This is a genomic window from Lactobacillus hamsteri DSM 5661 = JCM 6256 (assembly GCF_000615445.1).
Taxonomy (GTDB): Bacteria; Bacillota; Bacilli; order Lactobacillales; family Lactobacillaceae; genus Lactobacillus; species Lactobacillus hamsteri.
The window spans coordinates 1-22,000 of record NZ_BALY01000023.1 but is presented as its reverse complement, the minus strand read 5'-3'; the positions used below and the strand labels follow the sequence as shown (position 1 = coordinate 22,000).

Annotated in this window: 20 protein-coding genes, 1 pseudogene, 1 riboswitch and 1 other annotated feature; of the genes and pseudogenes, 9 read left to right on the top strand and 12 right to left on the bottom strand. The window is 34.3% G+C overall.

The annotated features are described in order from the left end of the window. Positions 1–9: 9 nt before the first annotated feature. The 8 genes from JCM6256_RS06630 to JCM6256_RS06595 form a co-directional block, all read right to left on the bottom strand. Positions 10–975, bottom strand: a complete 966-nt coding sequence (locus tag JCM6256_RS06630; protein ID WP_025080963.1) for a serine hydrolase domain-containing protein — start codon at positions 973–975, stop codon at positions 10–12. Next, positions 975–2,264 carry a D-alanyl-lipoteichoic acid biosynthesis protein DltD gene (gene dltD / locus JCM6256_RS06625; RefSeq protein WP_025080962.1) on the bottom strand — a complete coding sequence of 430 codons (1,290 nt, stop codon included), beginning with the start codon at positions 2,262–2,264 and terminating at the stop codon, positions 975–977. The genes JCM6256_RS06630 and dltD overlap by 1 nt, the downstream gene beginning before the upstream one ends. After that, the gene (gene dltC, locus JCM6256_RS06620; RefSeq protein ID WP_025080961.1) at positions 2,257–2,496 is read right to left on the bottom strand and encodes a D-alanine--poly(phosphoribitol) ligase subunit DltC; all 240 of its coding nucleotides are present in this window, start codon (positions 2,494–2,496) and stop codon (positions 2,257–2,259) included. The genes dltD and dltC overlap by 8 nt, the downstream gene beginning before the upstream one ends. A 48-nt stretch (positions 2,497–2,544) precedes the next feature. After that, complete coding sequence (gene dltB / locus JCM6256_RS06615; protein WP_025080960.1) at positions 2,545–3,789, bottom strand: D-alanyl-lipoteichoic acid biosynthesis protein DltB; 1,245 nt, start codon at positions 3,787–3,789, stop codon at positions 2,545–2,547. Beyond that, the gene (dltA, locus tag JCM6256_RS06610) at positions 3,789–5,303 is read right to left on the bottom strand and encodes a D-alanine--poly(phosphoribitol) ligase subunit DltA (RefSeq protein ID WP_025080959.1); all 1,515 of its coding nucleotides are present in this window, start codon (positions 5,301–5,303) and stop codon (positions 3,789–3,791) included. Before dltA ends, dltB begins: the two co-directional genes overlap by 1 nt. Positions 5,304–5,319: 16 nt before the next feature. Then, on the bottom strand, positions 5,320–5,472 hold the full coding sequence (locus JCM6256_RS06605) for a teichoic acid D-Ala incorporation-associated protein DltX (RefSeq protein WP_025080958.1): 153 nt from the start codon (positions 5,470–5,472) through the stop codon (positions 5,320–5,322). 123 nt (positions 5,473–5,595) lie between these two features. Next, positions 5,596–5,907 (bottom strand): hypothetical protein, encoded by a 312-nt coding sequence (locus tag JCM6256_RS06600; protein ID WP_025080957.1) that lies wholly within the window; start codon positions 5,905–5,907, stop codon positions 5,596–5,598. A 15-nt stretch (positions 5,908–5,922) separates the two neighbouring features. Continuing rightward, positions 5,923–7,041: a YncE family protein gene (locus tag JCM6256_RS06595; RefSeq protein ID WP_420835907.1), complete on the bottom strand. Its 1,119-nt coding sequence runs from the start codon at positions 7,039–7,041 to the stop codon at positions 5,923–5,925. 585 nt (positions 7,042–7,626) lie between these two features. On the opposite strand from JCM6256_RS06595, the gene cbpB reads away from it, so the two are divergent. The 3 genes and pseudogenes from cbpB to JCM6256_RS09995 all read left to right on the top strand — a co-directional run bounded on the left by cbpB (position 7,627) and on the right by JCM6256_RS09995 (position 11,472). Continuing rightward, positions 7,627–8,112 carry a cyclic-di-AMP-binding protein CbpB gene (gene cbpB / locus JCM6256_RS06590; protein ID WP_025080955.1) on the top strand — a complete coding sequence of 162 codons (486 nt, stop codon included), beginning with the start codon at positions 7,627–7,629 and terminating at the stop codon, positions 8,110–8,112. Between the two features lie 139 nt (positions 8,113–8,251). Then, on the top strand, positions 8,252–10,126 hold the full coding sequence (locus tag JCM6256_RS06585; RefSeq protein ID WP_025080954.1) for a heavy metal translocating P-type ATPase: 1,875 nt from the start codon (positions 8,252–8,254) through the stop codon (positions 10,124–10,126). A gap of 71 nt (positions 10,127–10,197) precedes the next feature. Beyond that, positions 10,198–10,257 (top strand) — a sequence feature (sodium ion sensor (DUF1646 type); this cis-regulatory element may regulate processes involved in with the transportation of sodium ions). A 46-nt stretch (positions 10,258–10,303) separates the two neighbouring features. Next, positions 10,304–11,472, top strand: a pseudogene (locus JCM6256_RS09995) (cation:proton antiporter). Positions 11,473–11,507: 35 nt separating this feature from the next. Here the strand turns inward: JCM6256_RS09995 and crcB are convergent. The 3 genes from crcB to JCM6256_RS06565 form a co-directional block, all read right to left on the bottom strand. After that, positions 11,508–11,864, bottom strand: a complete 357-nt coding sequence (gene crcB / locus JCM6256_RS06575) for a fluoride efflux transporter CrcB (protein ID WP_025080953.1) — start codon at positions 11,862–11,864, stop codon at positions 11,508–11,510. Then, on the bottom strand, positions 11,864–12,253 hold the full coding sequence (locus tag JCM6256_RS06570; protein WP_025080952.1) for a fluoride efflux transporter FluC: 390 nt from the start codon (positions 12,251–12,253) through the stop codon (positions 11,864–11,866). The genes crcB and JCM6256_RS06570 overlap by 1 nt, the downstream gene beginning before the upstream one ends. A gap of 42 nt (positions 12,254–12,295) precedes the next feature. Next, positions 12,296–12,356: riboswitch (Fluoride riboswitch) on the bottom strand. Between the two features lie 74 nt (positions 12,357–12,430). Beyond that, positions 12,431–13,102, bottom strand: coding sequence for a type II CAAX endopeptidase family protein (locus JCM6256_RS06565; RefSeq protein ID WP_025080951.1), 672 nt, complete (start codon positions 13,100–13,102; stop codon positions 12,431–12,433). Positions 13,103–13,187: 85 nt separating this feature from the next. On the opposite strand from JCM6256_RS06565, the gene JCM6256_RS06560 reads away from it, so the two are divergent. Beyond that, positions 13,188–14,288: a YdcF family protein gene (locus JCM6256_RS06560; protein WP_025080950.1), complete on the top strand. Its 1,101-nt coding sequence runs from the start codon at positions 13,188–13,190 to the stop codon at positions 14,286–14,288. Positions 14,289–14,391: 103 nt separating this feature from the next. Further along, positions 14,392–16,728 carry an ABC transporter ATP-binding protein/permease gene (locus JCM6256_RS06555; protein WP_025080949.1) on the top strand — a complete coding sequence of 779 codons (2,337 nt, stop codon included), beginning with the start codon at positions 14,392–14,394 and terminating at the stop codon, positions 16,726–16,728. A gap of 188 nt (positions 16,729–16,916) precedes the next feature. On the opposite strand, the gene JCM6256_RS06550 is transcribed toward JCM6256_RS06555, so the two are convergent. Then, positions 16,917–17,735: an aldo/keto reductase gene (locus tag JCM6256_RS06550; protein ID WP_025080948.1), complete on the bottom strand. Its 819-nt coding sequence runs from the start codon at positions 17,733–17,735 to the stop codon at positions 16,917–16,919. 101 nt (positions 17,736–17,836) lie between these two features. On the opposite strand from JCM6256_RS06550, the gene nagB reads away from it, so the two are divergent. From nagB to JCM6256_RS06530, 4 genes are all read left to right on the top strand, one after another. Then, positions 17,837–18,556 carry a glucosamine-6-phosphate deaminase gene (gene nagB / locus JCM6256_RS06545; RefSeq protein WP_025080947.1) on the top strand — a complete coding sequence of 240 codons (720 nt, stop codon included), beginning with the start codon at positions 17,837–17,839 and terminating at the stop codon, positions 18,554–18,556. Between the two features lie 197 nt (positions 18,557–18,753). Next, positions 18,754–19,401, top strand: a complete 648-nt coding sequence (locus JCM6256_RS06540; protein WP_025080946.1) for a deoxynucleoside kinase — start codon at positions 18,754–18,756, stop codon at positions 19,399–19,401. A 29-nt stretch (positions 19,402–19,430) separates the two neighbouring features. After that, on the top strand, positions 19,431–20,117 hold the full coding sequence (locus JCM6256_RS06535) for a deoxynucleoside kinase (RefSeq protein ID WP_025080945.1): 687 nt from the start codon (positions 19,431–19,433) through the stop codon (positions 20,115–20,117). Between the two features lie 79 nt (positions 20,118–20,196). After that, positions 20,197–21,993 (top strand): DUF2207 domain-containing protein, encoded by a 1,797-nt coding sequence (locus JCM6256_RS06530; protein ID WP_025080944.1) that lies wholly within the window; start codon positions 20,197–20,199, stop codon positions 21,991–21,993. Positions 21,994–22,000: the final 7 nt, after the last annotated feature.

The following is a 22,000-nucleotide window of genomic DNA, read 5'->3' as shown; positions in this document are numbered from 1 at the left end:
AGCTTAGGCCTATAAGCCTAAGCTTTCTGCATCTTCCAGATTAAGCATAACTGCCATAATCTGATTTACTTTATTTCTTGTCTTAAAGAAAACACCTTTTTTAGTACGATTGCTTTGAATGATTATCATTTCCTTACCATTATTAGTTGATCTTAAGAAAGTATAATATCCAGCTCCTGCACCATTGGCAACTTTATAATCTTGCAAATTATAAAAACCACCATTGTAATATTTTGGTTTTTCCCCTTTGAACAAAATAGATCTACTCTGATCTGTCAATAAATTGCCACCTAACATGGCAGAAATTGTCTTAGCCAGATCTGCATTAGACATCACGATTGAGCCTGCACCGAGTTCATTATGAGCATCTCGGACAGCTTTAGCATGATGAACACGCTTATACTTACCGTTATGCTTTTGATATCCTGGTACCCAATGACTATCATGAAGTTCTTTTTCATTAGACCATAAAAATTCTGTATGCTTTAAGTTAAGCGGATCAATATATGTCTGCTTAAACAATTTTTCATAACTCTTTTTCTCAATTTTTGACAAAATACCACATAAATAAACATAGTTTACAGCTGTATAATGCCATTTCCCGAGCATTTTAGGGTTATACACCGTTTTATTAATATCAGCTTCAAGATTATCTTCATCAGAAACAAAGTGCTTCGTTCCCAATTTTTCGCCTTGAGCAAGGTCTAAGCCTGAAGTCATATTAATCAAATTACGAATTTTCACATCTTGAGCACCCGTTATATCAGGGAAATACTCACTGAGGCGATCATCTAGACTAAGTTTGCCCTTTTGAACTTCACGCATGACCATCGTTGCGGTCATAGACTTTTGTACAGAGTTGATCAAATAGCTAGTGTCAGCCTTATTAGCCGTTGCGTAATCAAGCCAAGGCCGACCATGTTTAATCACAAGGACGGAGCCCTTAACGCCCAAACGGTTAATAGCATGTCGCACTATTTCTTTTTTAAACTATCTTTATTGGAAAGGTTTAATGGCTTAACATCAGTTTTGTTTTGCCATTTTTCTGAATAATAATAGTTATCAATATCGTAAGTGTAACGACGATTTGGTTGCGACATAAATGGCTTAACAGCGTTATCTACAGCAACCCAGCCATTCCAACCAAGGTGAATAGTATCTTCCATGAAGTACTTTTTACCACCATCTTTAGAAAGATCAGCAATATTTTCAAAACCTTGACTAGTAAGTTGTTTTTCCATCTTAGCTACGGATTCTTGGTACATCTTTTGTGATAAACCAGTGTACTTAGCCCATTTAGCATTAATTGGTGGAATGATAAACAAAACATTAGTATGTTGCTTGGCAAATTGATTCAACATTAATTGGAAATCTGCATATTCAGGTGACTTAACGTAATTAAAGTGACGTTGACTACCCTTAAGCTTCTTCAATACTTTCTTAGGCAAGCGAGTGCGATAGAAAGTATTGTCGATACCCAAATTATTTGAATTTGTATGCATTTCTGCTTGTTCATCGGCAACTTTATGTAAAGCAGCTTCAGAATAAGTATCTGGCAATAATTTTTCCTTTTGATGAATCTTATCTACACGATCGCGCATTTGGAATGAACTAAAGAAATTATCTTCATTAGCTAACATTCTCATACGATTTTGAAGTACAAAACGATCCCAGCCAGATAATTTCTTACCTGCTGCTACCTTTTTAAGGCATGATTTGATAATTCCATTCTTCACAGTTGGCATTGAAGCGATACGCTTTGCAGCATAACGATCAGCCACATTGTCTTTAGCATTAAGCAAAAACATTGCTGTTTGAAGTGGTGAATAATACAAATCAAATGCTTGCGGATCTTGACCTTCTTTAGTAAACCATTGTGGCGAAATAATAACTACAGCTTTTTTGTCTTTAAGTTGTTTGCTAGTGCCTTGCATCCCTACAAACTGGGACAAACTTTGACTACCTGGACCACCAAGCAAAAATGGTCTGTAATTACGATCGTATTTATCTGCAATTACACTAGGATGAAGTGGATCCATTCTTGATAATTCACTTGAACCATAAAAAGGAACATAACCATCATCGTAAGCTTCTTGCTTCATCTTTACGCCTTTAAATACGGTCGTAGTTTGTGAATTAGCAGCTTGGAAAATGGAAGTCTTTGAAAAAGTACGTTCCCATGGGAATAAGAAAACAACCAACAATAAGATAAAAGCGCAAATAACTGGGCCAAAAATTTGCCACAGCCGGCGTTTATTACTCATTTTCTAAGCTTTCCACCTTTGCAACAATCTTGTTAGGAGTATCCCATTCTTCACGGTTAAATTCTGAAACAGGCACGTCAATACCAAACTTTTCTTGTAAGCTTAAAAGCATTTGAACACTTGCCATTGAGTCAAGCAAGCCATCTTCAAAGATGTTGTCATCCATGTTTTCTGACAAATCTTCACCAGTTAATTCATTTAAAATATCTAAAACTTCTGTCTTTGTATCCATAATTAAAATCCTCTCAAATAAAACTACTTACTATTCTAATACTTCTCATTATTGCCAGCCAAACCAAAGTTGACTTAAGAATCCTGAGAAGATCAAGAAACTGAAACATACAACGTTAAACGTAATAAAGATAGCAAGCCATTTAGTAAATTTATTAGATGGTATTTGCTTCTTATGTTTACGCTTAAATCTTAACCATGAATCGTTGATACAAATTGCCATTGCATGGTAAAGACCATAAACGATGTAGTACCAAGTAAGACCGTGCCAAAAGCCCATGATTAAGAACAAAAGGAAGTATGAAACTTGTGAAAGTCTAATTCTGCTCTTGAACAATTTTTTCTTCATTGCGAAGAAAGTAAATCGCATATAAATATAATCACGGAACCAGAATGACAAGGTCATATGCCAACGATTCCAGAAATCCTTAATGTTTTTGGAAATGAATGGCATGTTAAAGTTCATTGGCGTATGAATTCCCATAAAGTATGAAATTGATACAGCGAACAATGAATATCCAGCAAAGTCAAAGAATAAATACATACTGTAGCAGTACATATAAGCTAAGACCCACCAGGATAACTTCAAACCACCGTTGGCATTACCGACAGTTAATGCGGCCTGAGTAATCTTTGGAAGCCAGTATGTTCCAAAGAACCATCCTAAAATAAACTTATAAAGAAAGCCTTGGAATAAATAGCGAACTGCATATTGCAAATCGGTAATATAGTCTTCTCTACTTGGTGCCTTATCAAAGTCCTTTTTAAATCTACGGTAACGATCAATAGGACCTGAAGAAATTGTTGGGAAGAATAACAAGAATCTTGCATAAGTTCCTGGATCAATTTCCTTAATTGCACCATCACGAGTTTCCATAATTACTTGAACATTCTTAAAGGTAATATATGAAATACCCAAGAATCCAACTACAAATGGAACTGTTCCGACGGGCATTGCCGTTAAGACTTTAACAGCTGTTAACGGCAAGATTGCTAAAATAACAGCTAAACAGAAAATCCACGTTTTATTAGGACTATTCTTTTTGGTACGATAACGCAAATACACAAAGGTAATTATAAATTCATAAATCAAATAAAGAATTATGTTAACACCTTGTTGCCAGTGCGTACCATCAAAGATTAAGAAAATGAATACTAATGAAAAAATAGCTTCATAAATCTTAAGTCTTTTACCAAAGTAGAGACCAATAACCATTGGAATTAAGGCTATTAGCAAATAAATAAAGTATTGCGGATTTGAGTAAGGCTGTAAGTTAATGAAATTAAAATTCACTACTTATTAACCTCCTTAATAACGGCCTTAATATCTACCTTGCCGTTTTGGGAAATTGGCAAAGCATCTTTATAAATGAAACGTTGTGGAATCATGTATGGCATAACGTTCTTAGCCAAATCTTCACGGATCATCTTAGTTAAAGCGGCATCTGAATACTTGCGACGAACACCATCTTTAAGTTCAATTTCAGCAACAATTTGTTGAACAGCATGATCTTTATTGTATTTAGGAGCTGCAACGCCATAACGAACTAAATCATTCTTGGTTAAGTAGAAGTTAATTTCTTCAAGTTCGATTCTGTAACCATTGAACTTAATTTGGAAGTCAATTCTACCACGATAGAACAACATATCACCGTCAAAGAAACCCGCATCCCCTGAACGATAGCTTGCGTATTCATCACCATCATTCTTGAAGAAAGCAGCTTCTGTTTTTTCAGGATTATGCATATAACCCTTTGAAACGCTTGGACCACTAATGATGATTTCACCTTCGCCTGGCTTTTCACCTTTGGAAGTATCAATAGTAATCTTGGTATCTTCCTTAGCGCGACCAATTGGCAAACGATCATATTTTTCTAAAATTTCATCTGTAATTTCAACTTGAGTTACCGCAACAGTAGTTTCAGTTGGACCGTAAGTATTGAAAATATGTGATTCTGGGAACTTCTTCTTGAGCATTGCTGCTTCAGTATGTGGCAATTCTTCACCACAGAATAAGAAGTGTGTTAAATCAGGATGATGTTCTGAATTAAAAGTCTTATCCAAGAAGCACATTTGTGCAAATGATGGTGTTGATACCCAAACGTTAAATTGAAGTTTAGGCAATGTACTGAATAATTGAGCAAAGTTTTGCGTAATATGGTGTGGCAAAACTACTAATCTACCAGCAGCAGTCAAAGCTGGATACAAACTCATAACTGACAAGTCAAATGAGTATGGAGCTTGTGCTAAAAAGCTTGGATGTTCTGGTAAATTGAAATCATCTAATTCCCAGTTTACAAAGCTAAGCAAGTTATCATGACTAATTTGTACGCCTTTAGGTTTGCCTGTTGTTCCAGAAGTAAAGATAATGTAGAAATTATCATCACCTTCAACAAACTTACTTTCATCAATAGCAAAATCGCCATCTTCAACATCGCTTGGCTTAACAACTTGAATGCCATCTAAATCAACATCTGGCAATTCATCAATTGCAAGAACAACTTGTGATTTAGAAACATCCTGAATCATTGTCAAACGTTCAGCGTTTGAATAACTTGCGATTGGAATATAAGCGTGACCAGATTTTACACAACCTAGGAAACTAGCAATCATTTCAAATTTTTGACCACCCCAGATCATAATTGGATCTTTTTCAGGAATGTCCAAACTTGCTAATTTGTGTGCCCATGCATCGGAACGCTTTTTTAAATCACCATAAGTATTAGTTTCACCAAGATAGTCATAAACTTCTCGATCAGGATCATTTACAGCAATTTCATCAATCTTTTTAATTACATCTTTAATCATCTATCAAGCACCTGCCTTAGAATTCGTTGTAAATAAAGTGGACAGAATTCAAACCACTATATTCATACAAATAAATCAGGGCCATTAAGATAGCAAAATAAATAATCGTCTTCAAAACAAACATACCAATACGTTTGCTTCTAGATTCAACTTTTTTAGTTTTTTCCATCTTTCTCCCTCAGTAACAAATATTTACTTAGGCCTTATGTTACTACAGAAAATAATAACTAGTAGGCATACATTTGATATTTTAACAAATTTAAACAAATTCTACACTCTCATATACAACTGATCATTCATTGATACGCTTACAATTTCGATAAGCTAAAAATAGAGGAATAGAATCGAAGACAGAAATGAAAATAAAGGAAAAGATTAACGCTCCCATTATTTTCTGTGGATGCTCCCACTTTTCTAATTTGGCCGTAGTTAATACGTAAGCAGCAAATAATGTAATTATTATCAATTCCCCTATACAAAAATAAGATATAGCTGTTCCTCTAGTTTCTTGAAACATATACAAGTATGTAGTGGCTGGAATTAAACAAAACCAGCCAGAAAATCTAATCCAAAAATGAAGTTTATCACGATAATTATGATTCATTTATTCTCCTTAATTTTAATTGCCAAATAATGCATTTATATTAATAGAAAGAATTCTATCCATAATGACAATATTTGGTTTAGCATACAACTTTGATCCTGATTCAAACACGCACAAAAGCTGACCCTTATAAGCTGTAATTTGTTCCAAATAAGGGGGCATATTTACAACTAAAGCCGCATTTTTTTCATCCAGAGAATTTAAGGCAGTTACTGGAAAAACATATAATTTTGAACTGCCACTACCATATGATTGGCTCAAGAAAATTTTGTCGTCATAAATAGCGATTCCCTGAATTTGCTTATCCATTGAAGTTTCCCCACTAGGATCTGACCAAGAAACATTACCAGTAACAGAACGAATTTCATTATTAGTAATTGAATTCTTGTTTTTTCCGCTTCTCGCAATCGAGTAAGCTGCAATTCTGCCTCGACCATACATGTTGAAAAATCCTACAAATAATTGGTTATCATAATATGTAACTGTAGATGCACGTTCCATGGTAGGAATAGAAATTTTATTATTGCATTCAATTGGCATTCTTTTAGCAGGATTATACTTTTTTAATGTAGAAAGCGTAAATGACATCAAAGCTGAAGATTGTCCTAACGACCCTGTAATCCAAATATTTTTGGCTTTTGGATCATAAGCGATGCCACCTAAATGCGGTTTACCAGAAACTTGTACAGTTTTGATATATTTGCCAGTATTTTTATTAATTACATAAATTACTGAAGCATGTTCATGGGCTCCATCATAAGCTGTAATCAAAATATATTTGCCGGCAACCGTGATACCTTGCGGAGTCATAGAGTCAGCTGTATCCCACTTTTTAGTCTTAAAATTATAACTTTTAGTAGAAACAAGGCCAGGAATTACAAAATCTTTTCCCACCCATGTTCTTGGTGGCACATAATGAGATACTTTTTGAATGAAGGAATAATTATGTCTTAAATCCTTTTCATATTTCGATATATTATGCCAGGCAGCGTTAGTATTTGTACCATCTTTAGCTTTAACGACTTCTGGGCGAGCATGTTGAAATTGTTCATTTTGGTACCATTGATAGCCAAAAAATCCTCCTGCGCCCAATGCAGCAATAATTATCAACGTTAAAAAGAATCCTTTGATAATTCTTCCTAATTTCTTCAGCACTTTGAGAACTCCTTTCTTGCAATATAAGTATTATACCTAAAAAACTCTTAAACCCTAGGATTTATAGCATTAGGCGATATTTATGGGAAAATTAATTTCAACTTTTCAAAATTAGAAATCTTTTTGTCACACTTTTTTCACATTTAAGAGTTAATATATGTAATGTAGCAAGCGAAAGAATTTCGCCACTACAACTCAACTTTTTTGTTTTTCATTCATACTCCTCCAAGTAAATAATGAAAATAAAAAGAATTGGCAACATGCCAATTTCATATCTATCCCTTTCGGCTCACGTGCGTTGCGTGAGCTTTTCTTATGCTCTTAAATAAAACACAAAAATTTCTTTACCATTTCATAATATTTTCGACACTTTTAATTCACAATTTCCACGTATTATATAAACCGTAGCAAGGCGGTAGAACTTGTTACATACTCCCACTTTTTTATTTCATTCATTCTTACTCCTCCAAAGTAGATGAAACTAATAAGGCTCGCAAAATCTGCGAGCCTTTTCCTTTTTCATAATCTTTTGTAGAATATAGGTAAAGAAAGGAAAATGCTTACATGTTTTCACCGTCTATCGAGCGGTTAATCCAAGAAAAATCAGGATCTTTTCTAATTCCTGCAAGTCGAATCGCTTTTGTGCAAGATGATAATCCTCTTTACCATGCATTTTTGATTTTAACCAAAGTAAAATATTCTAAAATTCCCGTTTTAGATAAAGATAGAAAAGCAGTTGGCTTACTTAGTCTAGCAATGATTACAGATAAAATGCTTCAAACTGATGAGATTTCTACTGACGTTTTAAATGAATTAAAAGTTCGGGACGTCATGCAAACCAAATTTGACAAAATTAATTTTGTTCAAACCACGTTAGAAACTCAGCTTCACTTGCTAGTCGACAACGCTTTTTTACCTGTAGTTGATGATAAAGGCGTTTTTCAAGGTTTACTTACCCGTCGTGAATGGATTAAAGCATTTAATTATGTAGTTCATACTTTTGATAATCATTACGATGTTAATGAAAAGCCAGACCTAAATGAAAATTAATAGATGAAAACACACCATTCTATCCAGAATGGTGTGTTTTTTTGCATATTCTAATTTAGAATGAATATAATTTACATTTTGTTAATGAGTGTTAAAATTGGTCTATAAGTTGTTGAATTAATTAAGTGGAGGAAAAATTATGCTAAAACGCCAATGGAAATTTTTGGTAGTCATAATCGCCGGCATTATAGGCGCTATTTTAGATTTCGGAATTCATGTACAACCAATTCTTACTAATTTTACCTTTATGGGTAAAACTGGTATTACTTACACTGAAATTTTAATTGATATTATTGGTATTTATACTGCCATTAACATGGCTATTGAGATGATCGGCGATATTCGCCGTGGACGTTGGGGTGTCGATATTTTAGCGATTATCGCTATCGTCTCAACAATGATCATTCGTGACTACTGGGCAGCTTGGATGATTTTAGTAATGTTTACAGGTGGTGAATCACTTGAAGATTACGCTACAAGTCAAGCTGACAAGGAACTTCGTTCTCTTCTCGATAATACGCCACGTAAGGCCAACAAATTAGTCAACGGACAATTAACTGAAGTTAACGTCGACGATTTAAAAATTGGTGATCACGTTTTAATTAAACCTGCTGAACAAGTTCCTGTCGATGGTAAAATTGTCAAAGGCTCTTCAAGCTTTGATCAATCATCTCTTACTGGTGAATCAGTTCCTGTAAATAAAGTGCCTGGCAATGAATTAATGTCTGGATCAATTAATGGTGACGTCGCCGTTGAAATGGAAGTTACCAAATTAGCCAAGGATTCTGAATATCAGTCAATTGTTGCTTTAGTTAAATCTTCCGAAGCTCAACCTGCTAAATTTGTTAAAATGGCCGATCGTTATGCCGTTCCATTTACAATTATTTCCCTGGTAATAGGTTTTATTGCAATGGCCTTAGGTGGCTGGAACTTTACTCGTTTTGCCGAAGTAATGGTTGTTGCTTCACCTTGTCCTTTATTAATTGCCGCTCCTGTTGCTTTAGTATCCGGAATGAGCTCAATGTCTCGTCACCATATTATTGTTAAATCAGGTCCAACTCTTGAAAAATTATCACGTGCAAAGACCTTTGCTTTTGATAAAACTGGAACTTTAACTCAGAACAAATTGGAAGTTAGCGACATCGTTCCAGCTGAAGGCTTTGATAAAGAAGAAATTCAAAGCTTGGCAGCAAGTGTCGAACAACAATCAACTCACATCATTGCTACTTCATTAGTTAAAGACACTCCAAAGGCTCAAATTAAGTCTGTTTCTGACTTAAAAGAAACAACTGCTCAAGGTGTCGAAGGTACTGTCGATGGTAAAAAAGTTAAAGTTGGTAAGTTAAGCTTCGTTGCCCCTGATCATGAAAAAATTGATGCAGGTGCAACTGCTGTTTATGTTGCAATTAATGGTCAATTTGCAGGTTATATTACTTTCAAGGATATGATTCGTCCTGAAACTAAAGAGACCATTGCTCGTTTACGTCGCCAAGGTGCAAAACAAATTATGATGCTTACTGGTGACCATAAAAATGTTGCAGATCAAATTGCTGAGGCTGCCGGAATTGGTGACACTGAAGTTAAGGCCGATTTGCTTCCTAAGCAAAAAATTGAAGCAATCAGAAACGTGCCTAAGGATCTTCGTCCTGTTGTCATGACTGGTGACGGTGTTAACGATGCACCAAGTTTAACTGCTGCTGATGTTGGTATCGCAATGGGCGCTAAAGGCGCAACAGCTGCAAGTGAAAGTGCCGATGCCGTTATCATGGTTAACGATATCAGTAAAGTTAATGATGCAGTTGCTATTGGTAAACACACCATGAAGGTTGCTAATATTGATGTTTTAACTGCTATTACTATTGTTATCATCTTAGAAATTATCGCCGCAACAGGTGTAATTCCTGCCTTTATCGGTGCTATTTTGCAAGAAGTTGTTGATTTAATCACCATTTGTTTGGCATTGCTTGCTAAAACTGAGCCCAAGAATCCTGAACAAACTGGGATTGAGAGATAAACAACATATATCGCATTTGCATAAGCCTTAAAAAACAATTAGAATAAAACTCAATTAAATATTTATTTAGTGGTTGGGTTTTTACTACAAAAATAAAAACTTTCAAGATTCGCTTCTTTGGGTCAAGAAGCACTTGGAAGTTTTTTTATTTATCTCACCATTTTAGAAAGGAAAAATATGCATTTCTTAGGTGAACTAATTTTAATTTTGATTGCGACAGTGCTATTAGGGCAGCTATTTGCACGTTTTAATATGCCAGCCGTAATTGGTCAGCTTCTATCTGGAATTGTATTAGGGCCAGCTATTTTAGGCTTAGTAAAACCAAATGATATCATCAGTTTGTTTTCGGAATTTGGCGTTATTCTATTAATGTTTTTAGCTGGACTTGAAAGCGATCTTGATTTACTAAAAAAATATTTCAAATTAAGTTTTACTGTCGCTAGTATCGGCGTTATCTTGCCCGTCATTTTCATGGGGCTTGCTTCGTATTTGTTTGGCATGAAAACTCTCGAAGCATTGTTCATTGGGATCGTTTTTGCCGCAACAAGCGTCTCTATTTCAGTAGTTGTGTTACAAGAAGCTAATCAACTTCATACTCGTGCCGGCACAGCTATTTTAGGAGCAGCCGTCGTTGACGATATTTTAGCCGTTGTAGTCCTTAGTCTATTTACAACCTTTAGTCATGAAGCGGAAAAAGCGGCCTAACTAATAATTTCTTTTTGAATCTATTAATTGAAGCTGCTTACTTCGTTGCCGTTTGGTTTATTTATAAATGGGTTGCCCCATATTTCATGAAGGCTGCTGAAAAGATGGATGTTAATTATTCCGTCGTTATTGCTTCTCTTGTTTTAGCATTAGCGATGGCCTATGCCGCTGACTTCGTTGGTCTTTCTGCCGTAGTTGGTGCCTTCTTTGGTGGCTTAGCAATTCGCCAAACACCACAGTATAAGGAAGTTAATTCATCTGTCTCCGCAATCGGATATTCAATTTTTATCCCTGTATTCTTCGCTGATATTGGCTTATCAATGACTTTTGCAAGCTTTTTCAAGGATATTTGGTTCATTATCGTTATGACCGTTTTGGCTATCCTTTCTAAATTTTGGGCAGGAAAATATTCCAGTGAAGTTTTCGGCTTTACTAAAGGCGAAGGTAACATTGTTGGTGCGGGAATGGTTTCACGAGGTGAAGTCGCGTTAATCGTAGCCCAAATCGGTATAACGCACCATCTTTTCCCTGAAGATATTTATTCAAGTTTAATTTTGGTAATCATCGTTACTACCGTGGTATCACCATTTATCTTGAATTATTATATTAAAAAGCAAAAAGAAGATACGTCTTTTATGTAAAGAAAAACGCTCGAGAAATCGAGCGTTTTATTTTTTTAAAATACTTTTCCAATTGCAAAACCTATAAAAACAAGTACAAGCCCACCTAAGTAAGACGCAATTAAATAGATCCAAAATACTGAATAATTTTTAGCTTTAAGCTTTCCCAGCAGTTCAACATTTAAAGTTGAAAATGTTGTATATCCACCTAAAATCCCAGTTCCTAAAAAAGCATAAATAAAAACTGGCAACTTTAATGCAAAAATAAATCCAAGTAAAAAAGCACCTGTTAAATTAATTAATAAGGTCGCATATGGAAAATTTTTAGGCCAATTTTTCTTACCACAATTTGTAATTGCATACCGAATAACTGCTCCTAAGATTGCTCCTAAACCAGCTGTAACAATTTCCATTATGCTTCACCTGCCAATCTTTTGCCTAATTTATCACCAAAATACATCCCTAAACTCGCAAACAGCAATCCTAAAATAATTGAACTAAAAAAATAAATCATTGCCGGCATCGAATTGGCAGACTGCAATTGCTTCAGTGTATCCAAGTGAAAACTAGAAAAAGTAGTAAAAGCCCCAACAAATCCCGTAGAAAGTCCCGTGGCTAACCAATCATGTCCTTCTCTAAATTGCAAAAAGAAATATGTAAGAAAGGCAAGCAAAAAACAGCCTGAAACATTGGCTACAAAGGTTCCAGCTTGTGACCAAATATTAGTTAAAAAGCAGCGCAATGCTCCACCAAAAAATGCAAAAAAGCCCACGCTAATATAATTAATAATTTTTCTATTCATCCAATTCCTCCCAAAGAAAAAACGTCTACTATTCCCCTAAGGATAATAGTAGACGTCATTAGATGTTACTCGATTAAAGGCGAACGTCATCGCCTATTCATTTTTCGTTATTAACTATAAACCTTTCAGATGATTTTTCAAGCTAAAATCATTCATAATATAGTTTCACGTGTAACACTAGATGAATCCTAAAAAGTTATATGCCATATGCGTAAGCATTGAGTAACGAAGATCCTTAGTAGTTAAGTAAACCCAGGAAAGCACGCATCCCAATACCCAATAAACTAAAATAAACTTTGTAATATGTGGATCATGAACATAAGCAAATACAAACCCACATACTAAAATACCGATCCACTTGTTAAATGTATTTTTCTTAGTAAACAAGGTATTGAAAAACATCCCTCTAAAAATAACTTCTTCACAAAATGGCGCAATAAATACAACCATAATTTTAAAAAGATTGCCACTTTGCTTAGATATCATATTTAGCTGTTGCTGATTATTTGAAACATTTTGACCATGCATACCAACAATTTGAAGCATCATAGCACCTAAAATTGTGATCATGAAAAAACCGATTATTGAGACAAAAATCTTTCTTATTCTCCAATGAGGTTCTTCGTTAAATCCCCAATCGTTTACTTCTTTAAGTTGTTTCTTGTACATCCAAAAAACAAAAGCCATTACAATTACGGTAATTAAAGCTGTTAAAAAGCCTTGCATTGGTAAATGATATCTTTTTTCAATTGCTTTTGGAGCAAAATATAGCATTTGTAATACACCATATAAGACAAAAGCGATGATAATTTCTGCAATATTACCGCCATAATGAAGAATTTTTTTCATTCAATTACACTCCTTGTTTCCCTAAGATTTTTTTATTATTTCTATTATAATAGACATGATAAAAAATACCTAAGGGACGATTGATATGATAAACACGCTACACTTTTTTGAACAAAATCGAGAATTTACTTACTTCTCTATTGCCTTAACCATTTCTTTATTAGCATTTTTATTCTCATGGCTAATTGAACCAAGAAGATTGATTAACGGTATTCTTTTTACTATCTTCATTATTTTATTTGCTGGATGGCTAACTGTATTAGTCTTTTCTACCCATTTAAAAACACTCCAAATGGTCTACGGCGGATTAGTATTTTTATTTCTTATAATGACCATGCTAGTCGTTGCCTTTTCTTGGCTATTTTGTTTATGGAATGCTTATTTCGTTTGGAAATATGAAAGTCATACCTTGCCTAATCTTTTAACTCTAATTTTAGGTATCGGCTTAATCGCAATTTGGATCATCACTTTATTAGGTCCAGCAAAATATTTACCAAGATGGCTCAATGTTCTTTTAGCAGCTGCGCCAACTGTTGGTTTATATTTAGCCTTCATCATGTATAATTTTTTAGTTAATTTAATTCTTTATCAATTTATTCCCCGTCACTATAATCAAGATTATCTTATCGTTCTTGGAGCGGGCTTAATAAATGGTGAACGAGTTACACCTCTTTTAGCAGGAAGAATTAACCGTGCAATTCAATTTGCTCAAAAACAAGTTGCTAAAGGACATAAAATGCCAAAAATCATTATGTCTGGTGGCCAGGGCGGTGATGAAAAGATTTCTGAAGCTCAGGCGATGACTAATTACGCTGTTTCACGTGGAATTGACATAAATGATATTTTGCTAGAAGAAAAATCTAAAAACACTTATCAAAACATGCTTTATTCTAAGCAAATTGCTACCAAGAATTTTGGCTCTAATAACTACAAAGCTAAATTTTTCAGTAACAACTATCATATTTTTAGAGCAGCTTTGTATGCAAAAATTGCTGGCCTAAATGCCAACGGAATTGGCTGCTACACACGCCCTTACTTCTTACCTAATGCAGTCATTCGTGAATTTGCTGGCGTGTTTGTAATGCATAAAAAGCGTCATTTCATCATTATTGGTTTAATTATTGCTTTCTGTATTGTTCAAGCCATTTTAGTTGGTTTAGGATTAGAAAAATTACAAATGATGTAGTTTAAGAATTCGAAAAACATAAGCATTTGTCTTATATTATATTTTTTCTAAATGATATACTTACTTTAAATTAATGCGTATTATCTATAGAAAGGATATGCAAATGCTTCAACTAAAACATTTATTCAAATCTTATCACGTTGGAGACACCGTCACTCATGCACTAGATGATGTCTCCATTTCTTTTCGTGATAAAGAATTTGTAACCATTTTAGGACCAAGCGGTTCTGGTAAAACAACAATGCTTAACGTCATTGGTGGCTTAGATCGTTACGATAAAGGCGATTTAATTATCAACGGCAAATCTACCAAGAATTTTAAAGAAACTGATTGGGATGCTTACCGCAATAATTCTGTTGGTTTTATTTTTCAAAATTACAACTTGATTTCTCACCTTTCAATCATTGCTAACGTTGAGTTAGGAATGACTTTGTCGGGTGTTTCTTCTAAAGAACGCCACGAAAAAGCTATTAAGGCTTTAACCGAAGTTGGCCTAAAAGATCACATGCATAAGCAACCTAACCAGCTTTCTGGTGGTCAAATGCAGCGTGTCGCAATTGCTCGTGCTATCGCTAATGATCCGGACATTTTGCTTTGTGACGAACCAACAGGTGCTTTAGATACCGAAACTTCAGTTCAAATTATGGAATTGATCAAAGAATTATCTAAAAACCGTTTAGTAATTATGGTTACTCACAATCCGGACTTAGCCAAAAAATATGCAACTAGAATTGTGAATTTCCAAGACGGTAAAATTCTAAATGATTCTAATCCATTTAAAACCGAAGCTGAAAAAGATACTTTTAACTTAAAACGTACCAAAATGTCATATTGGAATGCTATTAAACTTAGTTTTACCAATATCATGACTAAAAAAGCGCGAACTATCCTTACGGCATTTGCCTCAAGTATTGGTATTATTTCAATCGCTGTTGTTCTTTCACTTTCTAATGGTTTTCAAAAACAAATTGATACAACAATGAGTAAAGCATTAGCTAAATATCCTGTTGCTATTACTCCGACAGCTACTGATATGACTAGCATGCAAACTCGCAAAGAATCAGACAAAAATGTTAAAAATCGGGGCTACGTGATTGCCAAACAAGATGAAAGCGAAGAAGCAACTCATAATAACAAAATTACGCAAGCTTATGTTGACTACGTTAAAAAGATTAACCCCAACTATGCCAACAACATTGCTTATCAACGTACCACTAATTTAAATCTTTTAGGTTTAACCAACGGTAAAGCTGAAAAAGTTCAATTTTCAACTGCCGATCCTGACAGCAATCAATCTATAGCACAAATGCGCAGTCAGGCAATGAGTTCGATGGGAATTGGCTCAAGCGTATTCCCTACAACTTTAGATAAGGATAAAGGTAATTTCCTGAAACAAAATTATCAAATTTTATCTGGAGCCTGGCCTACAAAAGCTACAGATTTAGTCGTTGTCGCAGATAATAAAAATACCGTTAATATCAATGCCCTTAAAAATCTTGGCTTTGATGTAAAAAAGAATTCTAAAATTGATTTTAATAAACTAATCGGTAAAAAATTCAGCGTTGTTTCAAATAATGACTACTACCAAGAACTTCCTACTGGTATGTTTGTCCCTAAAAAAGCTACAAACAGTATGTATAATTCCGGTAAAAAGATAAAAATTGTTGGCGTAATTCGTCCTAAAAATGAAGACTCCATGCAGCTTTTATCTAGCGGAATTGCATACAGCGACAAGTTATCTCAAGATATTATTGATCAAAACAAGAACTCCACAATCGTCAAAGCTCAACGTAAAACCAAACGTAACGTTATGACGGGCCAAAATATGAATGCTACCGAAAAGAAGCAAATGATGCAAACTATTGGCGGATCAAGCATCCCTACTGGCATTATGATTTATCCAAATAATTTTGATTCTAAAGATAAAGTTCTGGACTACCTAGACAAATGGAACAAAGGTAAAGCTAAAAAGAATCAAATAGTTTACACAGATATGTCTAGTGCCGTTACAACAATGACAGGAGGATTGCTAAACGGTATAACGACTGTCCTTGTAGCATTTGCAGCTATTTCTTTAATCACATCAATGATTATGATCGGAATTTTAACCTACACATCCGTACTTGAAAGAACTAAAGAAATTGGAGTTCTTAAGGCCTTAGGAGCTCGTAAACGTGATATTACGCGTGTCTTCGATGCCGAAACATTTATTTTAGGTATTTTTGCAGGCGTTTTAGGCGTAGGAATTGGTTACCTACTAACATTCCCAATTAATAGCGTAATTTACAAATTAACTGATTTAGCGAACGTTGCACAGCTTAACCCAACACATGCTTTAATCTTAATCATTATTTCAACTATTTTAACGCTTTTGGGTGGACACATTCCTGCCAGAATGGCAGCCAAAAAAGATGCCGTAATTGCGTTAAGAAGTGAATAGAGAATATTTCTTATGATCAGATTTAGTGTAAAATAGAAGTGATTATCTTTAATTAAAAAAGTCGCCTTTTCAAATTGAAAAAGCGACTTTTCATTTCATAAACTATTAAAAGTTATACACAATCCACAGTTTTATCCACAACATGTTGAAAAGTAGTAACATCAAATTCAATATATTGTATTTATATGCTAAATCATATCCAATGGCTGTTTGACAGTTGGTTGCGGAAAATCAGAGTTAATTAATTTCAACTCATCTTCACTAAGTTTTATATCTTGTGCTTCAATATTTTCTTTGACATGTTTTTCCTTTCCAGCCTTAGGAATTGACAAAATTTTTCCACTTCTTAAAGCCCAAGCCAACATGATTTGGTGAGGCGTTGCACCATGATCACGCGCGACAGTCTTTAAATTATGAGTGATTCGAATTGAATCTCCTTCACCAGAATTAAATGGTGAGTAGCCAATAAAGTTTATATTATTTTTTTCTTGCCAAGGAAGCAAATCAAATTCTACTCCACGATGATCTAAATTATATAAATCCTCATTTGCAAAACATTCATTTCCACCTGGTACAGAAAATAATTCTTCCATATCCGCCGTATCAAAATTAGAAACGCCCCAGTTGCGAATTAATCCTTCTTTTTGTAAATCCTGCAATCCACGAATCGTATCAGATAAGCGATGGCTTCCGCGCCAATGAAGCAAATACAAGTCTAAGTAATCTGTACCTAGTCTTTCGAGTGAAGCTTCTAAGCTTTTTCGTTCTAATTCAGGCGTTGCATGGTAAGGATAAAATTTCGAAATAATGTACATTTGGCTACGATCATATCCATTAATCGCTTCACCAATTAATTTCTCACTTTTTCCTTCACCATACATTTCGGCCGTATCAATGATTTTCACATCATTGTCTAATCCATAACGAATAGCTGCAATTTCATCTTTTTTCTTTTTAGGGTCTTCACCCATATTCCAGGTACCCATACCTAGGCCAACTAAATCCATCTTATTTCACCTCACTTAAATTTTACTACATTTTTTGTTTGACAAAATGGAATAGACCATTTTATAATGGACTAGACCAGTAAAACAAAGGAGGATTAATTATGAAAGTTATTGTTGCTGAAAATAAAATTCAAGGTGGAGCAAAAGCATTCGAACTTTTTGAAAAAGAAATTAAGAATGGTGCTAAAGTCTTAGGTCTTGCCACAGGTTCTACACCTGAAACACTTTACCAAAATTGGGTTAACAGTGATCTTAATTGTTCTAATCTTACTAGCATTAACCTTGATGAATACGTTGGCTTAACACCTGATAATCCTCAAAGTTATCATTACTTCATGCAAAAACACTTATTTGATAAAAAACCATTTAAGAAAACTTACATTCCTGATGGCACAACTAAGGATCCTTCAGTAACTTGCAAAGAATATGACGAAATCATCAAAAAGAATCCAATTGACCTTCAACTTTTAGGAATTGGACGCAACGGTCATATTGCATTCAACGAACCAGGAACTCCATTTAACATTGGCACTCACGAAGTAAAATTAACTGAAAATACAATTAAAGCAAATTCTCGCTTCTTTGATAATATCGATGACGTGCCAAAAAGTGCAATTTGTATGGGTACAGCTAATATCATGGCTTCAAAGAAAATTGTTTTAATGGCCTTTGGTGAAAAGAAGGCTGAAGCAATAAAGAAGACTATTGAAGGCCCTATTACTGAAGAAGTTCCTGCATCAATTTTGCAAAAACACCCTGACGTAACAATTATTTGTGATAAAGCTGCTGCTCAAGAACTTGATGACAAATACAAGAACTAAACAAAATTTATTTTAAATAAAATAAGAAATACCAGTTAAGCCATGTGCCTAGCTGGTATTTTTAATTCAATTCTATCCAAAATTTATTACAAACATCTTGACTTTTTTGCGTGAAACAGAATTAAATTTCCGCTTGTGTGCCACAATATCTCGTATTAAACTTATTACTTGTCTATATATGGTATTTAAGAAAGAATGTGATCAAAGTTATTGTATTAAGTGGGCCAATTGGAGCCGGTAAATCCAGTTTAACCAGTATTTTAGCTGAACATTTAGGAACACAAGCATTTTATGAAGGTGTTGATAATAACCCTGTCCTTCCCCTTTATTACAAGGATATGAAGCGTTACACTTTCCTTCTCAATACTTATTTGCTTAACCACCGTTTAGCACAAATTAATCAGGCAGTTCAAGAAAAGAATAGTGTATCTGATCGTTCTATCTACGAAGATGCTCTTTTCTTTAAGATGAACGCTGATAGCCAAGTCGCAGATCCAACTGAATTTAAAATTTACGATGATTTGCTAGAAAACATGATGGAAGATACACCAGGTAATCCAAGCAAGAAACCTGATTTGCTAATCTACATTCATGTTTCCTTAGATACAATGCTTGAGCGCATTAAAAAGCGCGGTCGCTCATATGAACAGCTTTCTAGCGATCCTAGCTTGAAAGATTATTATGCAAGATTGCTTAGATACTACGAACCTTGGTATGAGCATTATGACGCATCTCCTAAGATGGAAATCAATGGCGATGATCTTGATTTTGTTATTGATGAAGATGCCAAAAAGGAAGTTTTGAGTGAAATTGACAATAAATTGCGTGATATTGGCAATTTATAAGAATTAGAGAATAAAAAAGAAGGAACGTGATGACAGTTATTGTTTTAAGCGGGCCAATTGGAGCCGGTAAATCCAGTTTAACAGGAATTTTGTCAAAATATTTAGGAACTAAGCCATTTTATGAAAGTGTTGACGATAACCCCGTTTTACCACTTTTTTACGCCGATCCTAAAAAATATGCATTTTTACTTCAAGTATATTTCTTAAATACACGTTTCCACAGTATTAAGGCTGCTTTAACTGAAGGCAACAATGTTCTTGACCGTTCTATCTACGAAGATGCTCTTTTCTTCCAAATGAACGCAGACATTGGACGTGCTACTAAAGAAGAAGTAGATACTTACTACGAACTTCTTAATAATATGATGAATGAACTTGATCGTATGCCTAAGAAAAACCCTGACTTGTTAGTTCATATTAATGTTTCTTACGACACAATGATTAACCGTATTCAAAAACGTGGTCGTCCGTATGAACAATTAAGTTATGATTCAACTTTAGAAGACTATTACAAGCGTTTATTACGTTACTACAAGCCTTGGTATGAAAAATATGATTATTCACCTAAGATGGAAATCGATGGTGATAAGTATGATTTTATGTCTTCTGAAGAAGATCGTGAAATTGTCTTAGACCAAATTGTTGATAAACTCAAAGAAGTTGGTAAATTACCGCTTGATTGGGATAAATCAACTGATATTCAAATCGAAGCCTAACGAAAAGTCCCGTAAGATTGTATTCTTACAGGACTTTTTTGTATACTTATGAAAATAGTTTTTTAAAGGATTTATTACTATGAAGAAAAAACAGTTTCTAATTCCCATATTTTTTTTAATAACCATATTTGGCATATTTTTTAATAAAAATTATTTTGTTAAAGCAGATGTTGATTATGACATTAACAATGTAAAAGTTAATGCTCACGTCAACAAAGATGGCTCTTTATTGATTAAACGCTCAATCAAATATGACTTTGACAGTAGTGCTCACGGCGTTTACTACCGACAAAATTTAGAAAGCAATCAAAGGCTTCTTAATCAAAAAGTAACCATTTCAGACAATAACGGAAAAAATATTTCTGTTAAACGTGGAAATGAACAAAACAATACTTATCAATTAACACGTGATAATCAAGGTTACCGTTTCAAAGTATTTCATAATATTAATGAAAATGATCGTGTAACTGTTACCTACTCTTACACTATTACTAATGCGATTACCAATTGGCGCGACACTGCTGAGCTCAATTTCAAAATAATTGGTAACGGTTGGGATACCGATCTTGACCATGCGGATGTAAAGATAACCTTTAATAATGGTCAAAGCGTAGAGAGTTTAAAAGCTTGGGCACATGGTCAAAGTAGTGGTTACATCAACGTTAACCGTAAAAAAGGAATTGTAACTCTTAAAGATAGCGATATTCCTGGTGATGTCGGTATTGAAATTCATGCTATTTTTCCTACATCTGTAACACCATTAAATAAAAATATTCGCGATAAAAATCATAAAAAAGCCATCATTTCCCAGGAAATAACATTAGCTAAAGAAGCAAATCGAAAAAGACAAAGACGACGATTTATTACACAAGTTTTATCAATCGGCTTTTTAATTCTTAATGTCATTGCCACAGCATTTTCTGGTATTAGTTTCTTTAAAAACAAGAAATTTGGGACTAAGCCACGAAAATATTCGAGCTTGCCTCATAATTATGAAATTCCGGATGTTAATCCTGTTACTGCTCAAATTTTAGATAATGGAAATTATCCAAGCGTTCATGCATTTACAGCATACTTAACAAAGTTTGCTGGTAAAAACAGAGTCAAAATTGAGAAGATAAAACGAAAGAATTATCGTATTGATCTAATTGATCCAACAGTTAAACAAGAATCTGAGTTTTTGAAAACTATTTTTGATGAGGTTGGTAACGGTACTTCTTTCACTACTAAAGAACTTAAAAAAGCAGATCTATCGGATGAATTCTCTGATTGGCAAAATGAAATGTTTGCTCAAGTTGAAGAGTCTAATTTGATCAATGAAGAATATGAAAATAAATATGAAAAAGGCTGTAAATACCATCGTTGGGCCTTTATATTTTCAATAATATTATTTGTTGCTTCATTCGTTTTTACTAATTTTGCAATTTGGTTTCCTCTTGTATTTTTAATTTTAGGAATTTTTAACGCAATAATTTACGTCCTCTTTAAAAAGCAAAATTCTATTTATTCAACGCAAGGTGCTGAAGAAACTAACAAAGTTCGTGGATTTAAGAAAATGTTAGACGATATCGGTAACTTTAAGATGAAGGACGTTGGCGAATTAATATTCTGGGAAGACGTTATGCCATATGCCGTGGCGTTTGGCTTATCCAAAAAAGTTATTAAACAATTAAAAGTGGAATTCAGCAGCGCTGAACTTGAAACCGTCTTTCCAATAACAAGCTACTATTGGTATTCTGGTGGATTTGAAAACAGTTTTAATTCAAGCCTAGAATCCGGAGTAGGATTAAACAGTTCAACAAGCGGTTCATCTGGAGGATTTTCTGGCGGAAGTTCCGGAGGATTCGGTGGTGGCTCCGGAGGGGGCGCATTTTAAGCAAAGA

Coding starts and splice junctions, on each gene's coding strand:
- JCM6256_RS06555 (WP_025080949.1), top strand. CDS start 14,392: ATGCTTCAACTAAAACATTTATTCAAATCTTATCACGTTGGAGACACC.
- JCM6256_RS06550 (WP_025080948.1), bottom strand. CDS start 17,735: ATGGATTTAGTTGGCCTAGGTATGGGTACCTGGAATATGGGTGAAGAC.
- cbpB (WP_025080955.1), top strand. CDS start 7,627: ATGTTTTCACCGTCTATCGAGCGGTTAATCCAAGAAAAATCAGGATCT.
- dltD (WP_025080962.1), bottom strand. CDS start 2,264: ATGAGTAATAAACGCCGGCTGTGGCAAATTTTTGGCCCAGTTATTTGC.
- JCM6256_RS06600 (WP_025080957.1), bottom strand. CDS start 5,907: ATGAATCATAATTATCGTGATAAACTTCATTTTTGGATTAGATTTTCT.
- JCM6256_RS06570 (WP_025080952.1), bottom strand. CDS start 12,253: ATGAATAGAAAAATTATTAATTATATTAGCGTGGGCTTTTTTGCATTT.
- JCM6256_RS06565 (WP_025080951.1), bottom strand. CDS start 13,102: ATGAAAAAAATTCTTCATTATGGCGGTAATATTGCAGAAATTATCATC.
- JCM6256_RS06560 (WP_025080950.1), top strand. CDS start 13,188: ATGATAAACACGCTACACTTTTTTGAACAAAATCGAGAATTTACTTAC.
- JCM6256_RS06535 (WP_025080945.1), top strand. CDS start 19,431: ATGACAGTTATTGTTTTAAGCGGGCCAATTGGAGCCGGTAAATCCAGT.
- crcB (WP_025080953.1), bottom strand. CDS start 11,864: ATGGAAATTGTTACAGCTGGTTTAGGAGCAATCTTAGGAGCAGTTATT.
- JCM6256_RS06585 (WP_025080954.1), top strand. CDS start 8,252: ATGCTAAAACGCCAATGGAAATTTTTGGTAGTCATAATCGCCGGCATT.
- dltC (WP_025080961.1), bottom strand. CDS start 2,496: ATGGATACAAAGACAGAAGTTTTAGATATTTTAAATGAATTAACTGGT.
- dltA (WP_025080959.1), bottom strand. CDS start 5,303: ATGATTAAAGATGTAATTAAAAAGATTGATGAAATTGCTGTAAATGAT.
- JCM6256_RS06530 (WP_025080944.1), top strand. CDS start 20,197: ATGAAGAAAAAACAGTTTCTAATTCCCATATTTTTTTTAATAACCATA.
- JCM6256_RS06605 (WP_025080958.1), bottom strand. CDS start 5,472: ATGGAAAAAACTAAAAAAGTTGAATCTAGAAGCAAACGTATTGGTATG.
- nagB (WP_025080947.1), top strand. CDS start 17,837: ATGAAAGTTATTGTTGCTGAAAATAAAATTCAAGGTGGAGCAAAAGCA.